The following is a 13,910-nucleotide window of genomic DNA, read 5'->3' on the forward strand; positions in this document are numbered from 1 at the left end:
CTAAAACAACCTTTCATATTGACGACATCAACTATTTAACTTTTTTCCTAATACCACAGGCAATTTCCATTGCCGGACCTCTCCTGCGGGGCTGAAAGCCTGCGCAAAGATGATATATATACCTGTGACCAGCTCGCGGTTATTTTCTCCCCGGCCATCCCAGGTCATATATCCTGCTGCCGGCAGGGAAGTATTTCGCTCCAATAACCGGACCTTTCTTCCTGCTGCGTCAAAAATCGTGACATTTATGATGTACCCCGGCTCAGGAAACTGGTAGTGAAGTACAGCCAGGTCATCCAGTCCGTCGTTATCGGGAGAGAAGATAGCCGGCTGGACAGCCAGCATGCCTGTTCCTTCACCTGCTGGCAGCTGCCGGGAATTAGCCCTTCCTGGGGTGGCATATTTCACTGTTGATGCAGCCGAGCGCCAGTTATAGGCATCCTGTGTGGCACCATCGGGTTGTAACCTTTCCAGGGAAACACCACGGGTATTGCTGGCAAGTTCCGCATGCATCTTATCTGAATAGTGTAGTTCGTCAATGACCTGGCCGGCGGCGTTTAATAATACAACCGTGCCCTCCTCATTGATCAATGCCGGGAGGTCTATTTTATAAATTGCGTCCGGCGACCAGCAGTCGTAAGGTAAACACAGCGACGCCGGAGAGGTGGTGAAAGCCGCATAATTTCCCGGTAGCAATAAACGGGGAGTAGCTGACAAGGGAATTACCTCATCCAGTCCGCCATCGGTTTTTCTTCTGGTGATGAATAACTGCCTCAGGTCAACTGCTTTCCGACTCCGGTTCCGGACCTCTACAAATTCAGGTACTCCGGGAGCAGGGTCATATAAGATCTCGTTGAACACGATATCAAAGCTATCTGCTATAAATGCCCTGGCCAGCAACAGCTCTTTTGTAGTTGTTACCGGTTGTCCGGTACAGTCGTGCATATTATCCACAGCAATGGCATATACCTGATAAGGCAGGAGGGGAGCGGACAAACGTAGTGAGACACTATTATATAACGGTGGCATTGCGGTAAGAGCTGTTACCTGTAGCTGCGGTTCAAAACGGTAACGGGCTACATCGCTTACCTGCATGCTATCCATTATTCCGGAAAAAGAAAGTATGACGGTCATACTATCTGGTGCATAAGCATTGATAACGGTCACAGGTGGAGGCGTTGTTCCAGGTGCGCTAACCGTATTCGGCCGGCCAGGCGTACCGCCTTCTTTTGCGAGCGATGGCCGCCAGTTCGAAGCACCTGCACAAGGTAAGTTGACGTCTACCATTTCAAGGCTCCATCCACCTTTCTCTTTCACCGGATTATCATACCAGCTCCGGTCATAGGCGACAGCGTGTACGAGCATGCCACTATCATTGCGCAGCGTAATAAAATCACTGTCACCAGGTGCAGGAAAACTACTGATACCCATCACAGGTGCATCTGCAGGAAAGAGGCCAGCAGACTGGCGGTCACAAACTATCAGGTAGCTACCGGGTGTGAATGTCCAGGCAGATAATGCTACGTCTCTGCTGCCGTTACCAATACGCCAGCCTTTCAGCTGAAAAGTAAAGGGACTATTGTTTTTCAGTTCTACGAAACGGGCAGGTAGTAATCCGGCGGAAGGCAATGCCCTGGGGAGAAATTCATGGATCAACACATCATATCCTGTACTGAGATAGTACAGGAAAGAGGTAGTTAGAACATGCGCCGTATTACCAGCAAGATCCGTTACCTCTTTAATATATAACTGAACGCTATCACCATTCGGGAACGGTTGAGAGAACTGTACATTTATGCAGGCAGGCATATTACTGTCCCTGCGGATCTGCAACGGAGTATTACCTGTTTGTGAAAGGTAGAAATGATCATAGTTACTGATGCTGCTGCTATCGGGTATTTCACTAAAACAGCAACTGAGTGTATGATCGTTGATCAATCGTACTGACAACAGAGAAGGAGGGGTCGTGTCAGCAACAACGGCACTGACACTGATATCATCAAAATAATGGCGGCGAAAGAAGGAAGCGGTAGACTGACGTACGGCAAAGCCCATGAAGCGGGAGGTATTATAACGATTATCCTTTGCGATGCCTTCGCGGACATAATTCGAGCCGCTGCCATTTTCATCGGTCCATAGTTCCCAGTCATCGTCTTTCCGGCTCACTTTAATCTTGAGTAGGGAAGAGGTATGATCAGTGATACCATCCCTTCCGTCGATGAGTAGAACGGGAGTGGTGTTGCCATCTTTTCTGTACAGACAGATGTCATCTTTTGTGTTACCGATGCGCACGAAATACCCTTTGAGAGCGGGCGCCAGCAGATTGGCACTATCAGCGATCAGGAATACGTCCGTGTAGTTGAGAGAGGAGGTATTGAAATCCAGTTGCAGCCACCACTCCCATATTGCATTGCGGGCTAACGAAGAGGGCGTGGAGAGGTAGAAGCCAGTGCTGGCCTGTTGCAGATGACTTCTCAGTTTGCCCTGCTCTACAGACCAGGCGGTATCTGTTCCGTTCCAGGAAACCGCCTCATTAATAGACTGATAATCAAACTTTTCGCTCACCTGAGCATAAGAGAAAGTTACCTGCAGGAGCAGGCATGCACAAACAATGGTAATACGCATGTTTAAATAAATTGGGTTGGTTTGGCCTGAAAATTAGTGATTTTCTATGATTCTGGCTCAGACATTGAAAACCGCAATGGTTGTGTTAAATTTGCATTTCCAAAAAATTAAAATGTAAAAACAATGAAAGTTGCCGTAGTAGGAGCTACCGGACTGGTAGGCTCAAAAATGTTACAAGTATTGACCGAAAGAAATTTTCCGGTTACAGAACTGATTCCCGTGGCTTCAGAAAGGTCCGTTGGTAAGGAAGTAACATTTAAGGGCAAGCCTTATAAGGTGGTCAATGCGGATACGGCAATTTCCATGAAGCCGGATGTAGCACTGTTTTCTGCAGGTGGCAGCACTTCCCTGGAGTGGGCGCCAAAATTTGCGGAAGCGGGTATTACTGTAATTGACAACTCTTCTGCGTGGAGAATGGACCCTACCAAGAAACTGGTTGTTCCAGAGATCAACGGTAAGACACTGACCCCTGAAGATAAGATCATTGCAAACCCGAACTGTTCTACTATCCAGATGGTGCTTGTACTGAACCCATTACATGAAAAGTATAAGATCAATCGTGTGGTGGTATCTACATACCAGTCAGTAACAGGTACAGGTGTTAAAGCGGTAGACCAGCTAATGAACGAGCGTAAAGGTATTGAGGGAGAGAAAGCGTATGCGCATCAGATAGACCTGAACGTTATCCCTCAGATCGATGTATTCCTGGATAATGGCTACACGAAAGAGGAGATGAAGATGGTGAAAGAGACGGTGAAGATCATGGGAGACAGCCATATTCGTGTTACTGCGACAACAGTACGTATTCCGGTTATTGGCGGTCACAGTGAGTCTGTGAACATTGAATTTGACAATGAGTATGACCTGGCGGAAGTACGTAGCATCCTGGAGAACACACCAGGTGTTATTGTAGTAGATGATCCATCTAAGGCACAATATCCGATGCCAAAGGATGCACATGAGAAAGATGAGGTATTTGTAGGTCGCATCCGTCGTGATGAAACACAGGAGAAAACACTGAATATGTGGATTGTGGCAGACAATCTTCGTAAAGGGGCGGCGACTAACGCTGTTCAGATAGCAGAATTCCTGCATTCACAGAAATGGATATAGGATTTAGTGGGTCGGAATTGTCGGGTAAAGTCATAATTCCGTCAACGTATAAACGATTTATTTAAACTGATAAGAGCAAGTGTCCCCACACTTGCTCTTTTAGTATCTATTTCATGTTAATTAAGTATCAGTTTAACAAAAATTACACAGAAGTAGTATTGCTTTGTGGAAGATAAAATCCAATTTTGGAAACATAATCCTATGCCAACTTACTTATTCCAAAAAAGTATCTTTGTAAGAAAGTAAGGAGCCTGAAGAACTAACATTCTTTAATCCGTAAACACCCTTAAAGTCCTATGAAAACCAACGCCAATCGTGAGCTTTTACTGATGCACAAATTTACAGAGGAGTGGAGTTCTAATTTTTCTTCACAGGTGTCCCGCATCATGAACATCGTGGATCAACATGATACACTGGACGGCATTATCCCGATCATTGAGGTAGCCAACGTGTATAATCAACGTTTTGCGCATACGAAGACAGACAAGGAAAACCTGTTAAAGAACCGTAAGGCAAGACCGTTTGAATTCCTGATCCACAAGAACTAACACGTTGAAAATTATTGTGCTGTAGTCGTCTGCCGGCCGGTGAATGTGCATACGGTCGGATACTTTACCCGGCAGATGGACATGCGGCTCACACGTTAGAAACGGTGTTGCTCCCAAAGAAAATCATGGTGCATTGTGGCCTACCCATCCGCCCGCGGCGGACAGTGAGTAATGATAGTATTTTCACCCCGGGAACTTAATGTAACTATTCCAGATCGAGTGCTCTGTCCATGAACCTTACGAAAGGTTGCATTACAGAAAAAATTTTAAGGATCTCCCTCACTAATGAAGGCTGTTGAGTAGCCTCGTCGGATATGTGATGCCATACGGTGAAGCTTTTCAGTTTCAGGTATGCGATGGCAGGATTATCTGGCAGGTATCCCTGTGGAGCAGTCTTAAGTGATTCGCCTTCGATCTTACCGAAGTAGCGGATGAAGTCCTTATTGGAGATGATCTGTTGAAATTCTTCGAAATTATAGTCTATTTCCTGTCTCACTTTTTTGAGTACAGCGGCTTCGGGCATCCATAGACCGCCGCCGGCAAAACTATTGCCTCCGGGTTCCAGATGGAAGTAATAACCCGGGCGCGGCGTTTTACGTCCACCGGGCGCAAAAGCTGCGCCCATATTCGTTTTATAGGGAGTCTTATCCTTTGAGAAACGTACGTCTTTATAAATACGGAAAGTACAATCCTTGACCTGCAGTCCTATCAGCGCTGGTTCCTGTTTATATAATCCGTCCAGGATCTGTTGCACCACGCTTTCGTAGTCTGCCTTCGCCTGTTGGTAGTCTGATTTATGTTCATCAAACCAGACCTTGTTATTATTCTTATTTAACGACTTTAAAAACTTCAACGTGGGGGGCTGTAACATGTAATCAGTTTTGTACACAAAATATAAAAATTATTTTCTACAGTCCAGTATTCTACAAATGCACTATGCTCTTCATTCCCGGCTGAAAACCGGGAACGAAGAGCGCAGTTAATATGTTTTGCGTACTAGAAATGATAGGTTGCAGCCAGCAACGCAGCGGGCAGCGTACCTACAGGTGCGCCTGATTTCTTATTGAAGATATCAACAGATGCTTTATCTAATCTGAATTCAGGTACAATGGTAAGGTTACCGACCTTATAGTTCACGGAGAGCGTGCCTGCTACAACGTGTCCGCCACCTGCAGCGGCGAAGGTTTTCAGAGCGTCCTTGTCATCAAAATATTCACCACGGAGGGTCAGTCCCAGTTTATCGGAGAAGTCAACATTGATATACACTGCAGAGCCCCACCACTGTTTAGCCGTTTCACCAGGTTCTTTCTCACGGGTGTTATTATAGGTGGAGACAGTACCATTATAACCGAGGCCCAGCACAGAATTGATCTGATAGGTGGCCACAAAGTCGATCTGATGGTTCTGTACGCCAGTGGTGTCTTTACCTTCCAGGTAGTTGAGATAGAGTTTAAGTGGTGCTGCGGTAGAGGAATAGCCTAATTGTGCGCCTACATATTTGTTATTAGTCCAGGAGGCAGACTTAAAATCAGTAGGATTGAACAAGCCGATCATCGCGGTCCAGGCGCTATTAATAGTAATATCCGCTTTGATGCCGGTACTGAAGAAAGGACCGTTACTGAACATATAACTCATACTGTAGTTCCTGTTCAGATAGGCATCCAGGAGTTCGTAGCCGATGTGTGTACCAAAGCTACCCATACTTACTTTTAATTTATCCATGACCTGGTAACCAACGTACAGCTGTTTGATGAGTAATTCAGCAGTATTTGTTTTATCAGTAGTCTCGTTATAGGAAAATTCAGCAGCTCTTTTACCGAAACCGAGATCCGCTACTATACTTCCCTTCTTAAATTCATGTTCGGCTTTCAGAGAGATCATGCCCAGTTCAAAGCTATTATGTGAGTTTGTGAAACTGGTTTTGTTGTTGGTGTTATTGCCATTGAAATCATACCTATAATAAACATCCGCAGAACCCGAAATCTTTACCAGTGGGGCTTTCGCGGTATCGGCAGCAGTCTGGGAATGGGCAATAAATCCCTGGCAGGCAGCAAATGCTACCAATAGAACTTTTTTCATGCAGTCAAATTTGGTTGATAAATGGTGTGCGTATGTTATTGAATCGTAGTTCCTTGCTCGCTCTGTTCTATAGCCGGAAAAATGAAGGGGAAAGAATAGCTAATAATTAACCGGGAGGTAAATTTCACATGGAATAATAGAAATTGGTTGATAAAAATCCTGGTTGATAAAATGTAATACTGTCTACGTCTTTTATTCCCAGTATAATTATTAGCTATTCAGTCTTGAGGGTATCAAACGATGTTAATCTCTTTATTGTGGCTTGTTATTGTATGATCTGCTCTTCTTTCAGTGCACCGTTGTTGTGTACACTAAGCATTGCAGGGTGATACTGTTCGTTGTGCTGTGTAGCATCCAGACCCAGTTCTTCTTCTTCTTCGCTTACACGCAGTGGGTGGATAAAGTTGATCAGCTTGAAGATACCGTATGACACAGTGAAGCTGTATACTACTACGATCACAAGACCGATCACCTGGTTTTTGAAGAGTTCAAAACCACCGTAGAACAGACCATCGCTGATGGCGCCGTTTACATTTTTGCTGGCGAAGATACCTGTGAGTAACATACCCACCATACCACCGATACCATGGCAAGGGAATACATCGAGTGTATCATCGATCGCTGTTTTGGATTTGTAGTGGGCCACCAGGTTAGATACGATTGCAGAAGCGAAACCGATCATGATACTCTGTGGGATACCTACGAAGCCAGCAGCAGGGGTAATAGCCACCAGACCTACAACAGCACCGATACAGAAACCGAGCGCAGAAGCTTTACGGCCACGGATCACATCGAAGAAGATCCAGGACAGACCAGCAGCAGCAGCAGCAGTATTAGTAGTAGCGAAAGCAGAAGCAGCAAGGCCGTTAGCACCCAGGGCAGAACCTGCGTTGAAACCGAACCAGCCGAACCACAGTAAACCTGTACCTAACAATACGAAAGGGATATTAGCAGGTTGCAGTTCTTTCTTTTCAATATGGTCTTTACGGCGTTTTAGTACCAGTACACCAGCAAGGGCAGCGCAACCAGCAGAGATGTGTACCACAGTACCACCTGCGAAGTCGAGTACCCCCATTTTGAACAGGATACCATCAGGATGCCAGGTCCAGTGTGCGATTGGCGCATACACCAGCAGGCTGAATAACACCATAAATAATACATAAGACGTAAAACGGATCCTTTCCGCAACAGCACCTACAACCAGGGCAGGCGTGATCACCGCGAACTTCATCTGGAAGAGGGCGAATAGCAGTAAAGGAATAGTGCCGGCGAGAGACCATGGCTGGCCGGAAGGCACCCCTTTAAAGAACAGGAAGGTTGAAGGATCACCAATCAGACCATTTATTGATTTACCGAAGGATAAGCTGAATCCAACAGCTACCCAGACGATGCTCACTACACCGGTAGCGATGAAGCTTTGAACCAGTGTTGAGATGACGTTCTTACGGTTCACCATACCACCATAAAAGAATGACAATCCTGGTGTCATCAGGAATACTAGGCAGGAAGCCACCAGAATCCAGGCAATATCACCATAATTGTACTTACCCTCAGGATCGGCAAAAGGAAGCTCGCCCGGAATGAAAAGTGCAATTATCGAGACCAAAGCCAGCATAATGAAGGGCAAATAGTCTTGAAAGGATGTTTTCTTCATAGCAATTGATTTTTAAATTTCTTCAATAAAAGTATGAAGGATATTCAATTCATCAAATAGAAAAGGTAAAAAATAGAAATGATTGAAGAAAAATATGGGATACTGGGGCAAAAATTAACTATATTATTATTATTTATAATATAAATACTACTTTTTGTAGTTAGAAGTGCCTCAAAGGTACGCATACACCAGCCTTAAATATTTATATATCAATAACTTACACAAGCAGCGAGCTGGCGTTTAACAATTTTCTAACATGGGAGAGACAGTTGCTACTGCAAATATGTAATATAGGCCATAATAAAATAAAAATCAGCCCATTAAATATTAGGCTGATTTTACTAGGTGTGCACCTTTCGTTGAATATTATCGATATATTAAAAATAATTCAATGTGAATTTTATGATCTGGGACATATAAATCACCCTTACTGCGGTATTATTGCTTCATACTTTCTAATTCACGTTGCATTGCGAACATCTGGTCGCGTAAACGGGCCGCTTCCATAAAGTCAAGATCCCTGGCAGCCTTCTCCATATCCTTCTTCACCTTGCCAATTGCTTTCTCCATCTGCGGGATAGTTTTAGCTGTTACAGCTTCCTGTTTAGCGTATCCCATAGCATCTTCTGCTACCAGCGACACTTCATCGTGCACCGCGTAAGGAGAGTTCTCATCGAACTGCTTGATTTCCAGTACGGCTGTCTGCCCCATGATCTGCTCCTTACTTTTCAGCACCGTTCTAGGTGTAATATTATGAAGAGCGTTGTAAGCGATCTGCTTTTCACGGCGGCGGTCTGTTTCATCTATTGTTCGCTGCATACTGTCAGTCATCTTATCTGCATAGAAGATCACCAGTCCTTCCGCGTTTCTCGCCGCACGGCCCGCCGTCTGTGTCAGGGAGCGTTCATCGCGGAGGAAGCCTTCCTTATCCGCATCCAGGATGGCTACCAGTGTCACTTCAGGAAGGTCAAGTCCCTCACGAAGCAGGTTGACACCCACCAGTACATCTATATTACCAAGACGCAGATCTCTCAATATCTCTATCCTTTCCAGTGTATCTACCTCGGAGTGAATATAACGGGACTTTACATTAATACGATGCAGGTATTTATCCATTTCCTCTGCCATCCGTTTGGTCAGGGTAGTTACCAGTACACGGCCGCCTTTTTGTACACGTTTGTCAATCTCGTCCAGCAGGTCATCCACCTGATTTACACTGGGCCTTATCTCTATAGGAGGTTCCAGCAGTCCGGTAGGTCTGACCACCTGCTCCACCACTACGCCTTCAGTTTGCCGCAGTTCGTAGTCGCCGGGAGTAGCACTAACGAAGATGGCCTGGTTCACCAGGTTCTCAAATTCATAGAAGTTCAGCGGACGGTTATCCATTGCAGATGGCAATCTGAAACCATAGTCAACCAGCGTAAGCTTGCGTGAGCGGTCACCACCATACATACCACCGATCTGTGGAATGGTGACGTGGCTTTCATCGATCACCAGCAGGTAATCTTTAGGGAAGTAGTCCAGCAAACAGAAAGGTCGGGTACCTGGGGCACGCCGGTCCAGAAAACGGGAATAGTTTTCGATACCGCTGCAATAGCCCAGTTCCCTGATCATTTCCAGGTCATAATTGACCCGCTCAGAGAGGCGCTGTGCTTCCAGGTGTTTACCGATGGAACGGAAATACTCTACCTGGGCAGCCAGTTCGTCCTGGATCTCGAAAGTGATCTGCGCCATCATATCCTTGGGTGCTATATAGAGATTGGCAGGGAAGATGGCCGCATTTTCCATGATACCGATGCGTTTGCCATTCTGGACATCAAAGCTTTCTATTTCCTCGATCTCGTCTCCGAAAAAGGTAATACGATATCCAAAATCAACATATGGCAGATTGATATCTACCGTATCCCCCTTTACACGGAAATTACCACGGTTAAAATCGCCTGTGGTACGGGTATAGAGGGAATTGACCAGACCATGCAGCACGGTATTACGTGCGATGGTCTGCCCCTTATGCAAACGGATAATACCGTTTTCATAGTCGGTAGGGTTACCCATACCGTATATACAGGAGACGCTGGCTACCACAATAATGTCTCGCCGTCCTGAAAGAAGGCTGGTGGTAGCACGGAGTCGCAGCTTATCCAGTTCTTCATTAATAGACAGATCTTTTTCTATATAGGTATCACTGACAGGCATATAAGCCTCCGGCTGATAGTAGTCATAATAGGAAACAAAGTATTCCACGGCATTATCCGGGAAGAACTGCCTGAACTCACCGTACAGCTGTGCTACCAGCGTTTTGTTATGTGTCAGTACGAGCGTAGGCCGTTGTACCTGCTGGATAACGTTTGCAACGGTAAATGTTTTACCGGAACCCGTTACCCCGAGTAATGTCTGGGCCGGTACTCCATCCTGGATACCTTCTACAAGCTGGCGTATAGCTGTTGGCTGGTCGCCCGCAGGAGCGTATGGTGCATTTATCTTAAAAGACATATCTTGATTTATGGCGTTATCAAATGTACAAATTATAAGAGAGCGCTTTTTCAATTGAAAAAACTGGCTCACCTTTATACACTTGTAATACTTAATCTTTACGTGTTCTATGCTAAAAAAATTGTACCATGTTTTACTGGGTGTCATATTGCCATTGATTCCCATGTCGGGCTTTGCCTGGGGCGTCACAGGCCATCGGGTGGTTGCTGAGATAGCCAGCCGTCATCTTAGTCCACAGGCACGCAAAGCCATTACAGCCCTGCTTGGTCCTCAGAGTATGGCCATGGTAGCGAACTGGCCTGATTTCATCAAGTCGGACACTACTCATAAATATGATCACACCTCTCCCTGGCACTACCTGGACTTTCCTGCTAACAGCAGCCGTGAGCAGTTTGATGAAATATTGAAAGCGCATGCTACTGGCGAGAACCTGTATGCGCAGACGCAAGCCTGTATCAAAAAACTGAAAGACCCAACCATATCGAAGGCTGACAAAGTGTTCGCACTGACATTCCTGATACATATGGTAGGAGATATGCACCAGCCATTGCACATTGGTCGTGACGAAGACCAGGGAGGCAATAAGATACCGGTCATGTGGTTTGACAAACAGAGCAACCTCCACCGCGTATGGGACGAGCAGCTGATAGAATTTCAGCAGCTCAGTTATACAGAATATACCCAGGCCCTGGATACTGCATCTGCGAAAGAAGTTCGTACCTTACAGCGTGGCAGCATAGGCGACTGGATGTATGATTCTAATCAGTTGTCAAACAAAGTATACTCGCTGACGCATGCAAATGATAAGTTGAGTTACCGTTATAACTACTGGTTTATTGCTGATGTAAACCGTCAGCTGTTAAAGGGAGGTCTGCGACTGGCAGCGCTCCTGAATCAGATCTACAAGTAATGGGTTACTAGTATAAAAAAGAAAAGCATCCGCAGTCGCGGATGCTTTTTCCTTTATAGCTTATACTGTCTGACTAGATCAGGTCAATATCGAAATTTACAAGCTGTACGAACTGCTCCAGGCGGGCGCTGATATCGTCCTGGCTGATCTCACGCAGACGGCCTACACCGAAACGTTCAACGCAGAAGGAAGCCATGGCAGAACCTACGATAATGGCAGTCTTCATGTTTTCGAAAGAGATATCCTTAGTTTTCGCCAGGTGGCCGATAAAGCCGCCAGCAAAAGTATCGCCGGCGCCGGTCGGGTCAAATACCTCTTCCAGTGGCAGGGCAGGAGCGAAGAACACGTGATTCTCATGGAACAGCAGGGCGCCATGCTCACCTTTCTTGATGATCAGGTATTTTGGTCCCATTGTAGTCAGGATAGTACGGGCAGCTTTTACCAGGGATACTTCGCCTGTCAGCTGACGTGCTTCACCATCATTTACGAGGAGAACATCTACTTCTTTCAGTACCTTTTTCAGATCGTCCATAGCCACTTCCATCCAGAAGTTCATGGTATCCATTACGATCAGTTTAGGCCTTGTTTTCATTTGTTTTATTACACTCAGCTGTACCTGAGGAGTCAGGTTACCCAGGATCAGGAACTCGCTACCCTGATAGGAGTCTGGAATTTCAGGCTGGAACTCACCCAGTACGTTCAGCTCAGTCGCCAGTGTATCACGGGTGTTCATATCCATGTGGTATTTACCTGCCCAATAGAAAGACTTCTCGTCTTTTTTCACCTGCACACCGTCTAACGCTACGCCTTTGGCAGTCAATGCATCCAGTTCTTCCTGCGGGAAATCGCCTCCGATCACAGATACCTGATTAATGGGCTTCACAAAGTTAGAAGCGGCCCATGCAATATAAGTGGCAGAACCACCAATGATTCTTCCGGATTTACCAAAGGGCGTTTCAATATCATCGAACGCCATCGTACCTACAACAGTTAGCGACATGCTTATTCTTTTTATTGGGTTTAGTTGCGTAAAAATAAAACAGCGCAAATGTAACTAAACTTTTACGCGCTTCCACCATCCCTTCCTGAATATAAATATTGAGGCGACCGCCACACAGGATTCAGCGATGGCAATGGCCCAGAAGACGCCGGCCGGCCCCATATTATAGTTGACAGCCAGTACCCAGGCCATAGGCACCTGCAGCATCCAGAAGCCCACAAGGTTGATCAGGGTAGGCGTGCGTGTATCACCCGCTCCGTTAAAAGACTGAGACAGCACCATCCCATAGGCATAAAAGATATAGCCTATACTGACCAGCTGTAAGCACTGTGCAGCATAACTGATGATGCTTGCATCCTGAGTGAACAACAGGACAATAGGTCTTGCTGCGAGCAGAAAAAAGACAGATACCAGTCCCAGAAAGACCATATTGAAGAAGGCCGCCCTCCATACAGAGGTTTCCGCTCTTTCGGGCTGTCCTGCGCCCAGGTTTTGTCCCACCAGTGCAGCAGCGGCATTGGCCATGCCCGAAGCAGGCAACAGGGTAAAAATAATGATACGGACAGCTATGGTGTAACCAGCAACGGCATCCTCTCCAAAACGGGCAATAAGCCTTACCAGGAAAATCCAGCTGGCAGTATTGATCAGTAACTGTGCTGTTCCGCCAGCAGCGATCTTCAGCAAACGCATAATGACGCCTCCATCCGGCATAATATGCCTGCGTGTGATCTTAATCAGCCCCTTCCCTCCGAACAGGTGATACAGCTGATAACATACACCGGTTCCCCTGCCAATGGTGGTGGCCAGGGCGGCGCCTTTTAACCCTAACGCAGGTAAAGGACCCAGTCCATTGATCAAAAGTGGACAAAGCAGGATATTCAGGATATTGGCTATCCATAAGGAACGCATTGCCACTGCGGCATCACCGGCACCTCTGAAGATACCATTGATAAGAAACAGCAATATCACGATCAGATTACTTCCAAGCATGATGCGCGTATACATGTGACCGTTATCTATCACATCAGCAGAAGCGCCCATTAAGGCGAGTATCTCCGGGGCAAACACGACGCCGATCACCGCAATAAGTGCCGCCAGCGCGAACGCGACATACAACGACTGCACGGCGGTATGCGCAGCGGCGTCGCCATCTTTTTCGCCAGTGCGGCGTGCTACAACGGCGGTAGCAGCCATACTTAGACCAAATGCGGCTGTGTATACCAATGTCATCATGGACTCCGTTAATCCAACAGTAGTGATGGCATGTTTACCTAATTTGCTGACAAAAAATATATCCACCACGGCAAACAGTGATTCCATCACCATTTCCAGTATCATGGGAACAGATAGTAAGAAGATGGCACGATTGATATTACCACTGGTAAATTCTTTTTCTGTGCCTGACACGGCAGTAACAAACAGCCGTAATAACTTGCCCAGGCGGGAACTGGCCTGCGTATGCTGCATAGTAAAATTTATTGAAACAAT

At 46.2% G+C, this 13,910-nt stretch carries 10 protein-coding genes; 3 read left to right on the forward strand and 7 right to left on the reverse strand.

The genetic code is table 11. From position 1 onward, the window contains the following. Positions 1–27 precede the first annotated feature (27 nt). Positions 28–2,625, reverse strand: a complete 2,598-nt coding sequence (locus GWR21_RS18335) for a lamin tail domain-containing protein (RefSeq protein ID WP_162333151.1) — start codon at positions 2,623–2,625, stop codon at positions 28–30. A gap of 123 nt (positions 2,626–2,748) precedes the next feature. Here GWR21_RS18335 and GWR21_RS18340 point away from each other — a divergent pair, with 123 nt between their 5' ends. After that, positions 2,749–3,738 carry an aspartate-semialdehyde dehydrogenase gene (locus GWR21_RS18340; protein ID WP_162333152.1) on the forward strand — a complete coding sequence of 330 codons (990 nt, stop codon included), beginning with the start codon at positions 2,749–2,751 and terminating at the stop codon, positions 3,736–3,738. A gap of 296 nt (positions 3,739–4,034) precedes the next feature. Then, the gene (locus GWR21_RS18345) at positions 4,035–4,286 is read left to right on the forward strand and encodes a hypothetical protein (protein ID WP_089829114.1); all 252 of its coding nucleotides are present in this window, start codon (positions 4,035–4,037) and stop codon (positions 4,284–4,286) included. Positions 4,287–4,491: 205 nt separating this feature from the next. On the opposite strand, the gene GWR21_RS18350 is transcribed toward GWR21_RS18345, so the two are convergent. The 4 genes from GWR21_RS18350 to uvrB all read right to left on the reverse strand — a co-directional run bounded on the left by GWR21_RS18350 (position 4,492) and on the right by uvrB (position 10,512). Beyond that, positions 4,492–5,157: a DUF2461 domain-containing protein gene (locus GWR21_RS18350; RefSeq protein WP_162333153.1), complete on the reverse strand. Its 666-nt coding sequence runs from the start codon at positions 5,155–5,157 to the stop codon at positions 4,492–4,494. 125 nt (positions 5,158–5,282) lie between these two features. Continuing rightward, on the reverse strand, positions 5,283–6,365 hold the full coding sequence (locus tag GWR21_RS18355; protein WP_162333154.1) for a porin: 1,083 nt from the start codon (positions 6,363–6,365) through the stop codon (positions 5,283–5,285). A gap of 265 nt (positions 6,366–6,630) precedes the next feature. Further along, the gene (locus GWR21_RS18360; RefSeq protein WP_162333155.1) at positions 6,631–8,019 is read right to left on the reverse strand and encodes an ammonium transporter; all 1,389 of its coding nucleotides are present in this window, start codon (positions 8,017–8,019) and stop codon (positions 6,631–6,633) included. 438 nt (positions 8,020–8,457) lie between these two features. Continuing rightward, entirely contained in the window at positions 8,458–10,512 is a 2,055-nt protein-coding gene (gene uvrB, locus GWR21_RS18365; RefSeq protein ID WP_162333156.1) for an excinuclease ABC subunit UvrB, read from the reverse strand. A gap of 109 nt (positions 10,513–10,621) precedes the next feature. Here uvrB and GWR21_RS18370 point away from each other — a divergent pair, with 109 nt between their 5' ends. Beyond that, positions 10,622–11,422: a S1/P1 nuclease gene (locus GWR21_RS18370; protein WP_238429868.1), complete on the forward strand. Its 801-nt coding sequence runs from the start codon at positions 10,622–10,624 to the stop codon at positions 11,420–11,422. 73 nt (positions 11,423–11,495) lie between these two features. Here GWR21_RS18370 and GWR21_RS18375 read toward each other — a convergent pair whose 3' ends face one another. Both GWR21_RS18375 and GWR21_RS18380 read right to left on the reverse strand, forming a co-directional pair. After that, positions 11,496–12,422 (reverse strand): PfkB family carbohydrate kinase, encoded by a 927-nt coding sequence (locus GWR21_RS18375; protein ID WP_162333157.1) that lies wholly within the window; start codon positions 12,420–12,422, stop codon positions 11,496–11,498. A gap of 54 nt (positions 12,423–12,476) precedes the next feature. Further along, positions 12,477–13,889 (reverse strand): MATE family efflux transporter, encoded by a 1,413-nt coding sequence (locus tag GWR21_RS18380; RefSeq protein ID WP_202928962.1) that lies wholly within the window; start codon positions 13,887–13,889, stop codon positions 12,477–12,479. Positions 13,890–13,910 lie beyond the last annotated feature (21 nt).

This window comes from Chitinophaga agri, from assembly GCF_010093065.1.
GTDB lineage: Bacteria > Bacteroidota > Bacteroidia > Chitinophagales > Chitinophagaceae > Chitinophaga > Chitinophaga agri.

What these genes read in the sequence shown, in the direction of transcription:
- GWR21_RS18335 (WP_162333151.1), bottom strand. Translation starts at nt 2,625, where the DNA reads ATGCGTATTACCATTGTTTGTGCATGCCTGCTCCTGCAGGTAACTTTC.
- GWR21_RS18340 (WP_162333152.1), top strand. Translation starts at nt 2,749, where the DNA reads ATGAAAGTTGCCGTAGTAGGAGCTACCGGACTGGTAGGCTCAAAAATG.
- GWR21_RS18345 (WP_089829114.1), top strand. Translation starts at nt 4,035, where the DNA reads ATGAAAACCAACGCCAATCGTGAGCTTTTACTGATGCACAAATTTACA.
- GWR21_RS18350 (WP_162333153.1), bottom strand. Translation starts at nt 5,157, where the DNA reads ATGTTACAGCCCCCCACGTTGAAGTTTTTAAAGTCGTTAAATAAGAAT.
- GWR21_RS18355 (WP_162333154.1), bottom strand. Translation starts at nt 6,365, where the DNA reads ATGAAAAAAGTTCTATTGGTAGCATTTGCTGCCTGCCAGGGATTTATT.
- GWR21_RS18360 (WP_162333155.1), bottom strand. Translation starts at nt 8,019, where the DNA reads ATGAAGAAAACATCCTTTCAAGACTATTTGCCCTTCATTATGCTGGCT.
- uvrB (WP_162333156.1), bottom strand. Translation starts at nt 10,512, where the DNA reads ATGTCTTTTAAGATAAATGCACCATACGCTCCTGCGGGCGACCAGCCA.
- GWR21_RS18370 (WP_238429868.1), top strand. Translation starts at nt 10,622, where the DNA reads ATGCTAAAAAAATTGTACCATGTTTTACTGGGTGTCATATTGCCATTG.
- GWR21_RS18375 (WP_162333157.1), bottom strand. Translation starts at nt 12,422, where the DNA reads ATGTCGCTAACTGTTGTAGGTACGATGGCGTTCGATGATATTGAAACG.
- GWR21_RS18380 (WP_202928962.1), bottom strand. Translation starts at nt 13,889, where the DNA reads ATGCAGCATACGCAGGCCAGTTCCCGCCTGGGCAAGTTATTACGGCTG.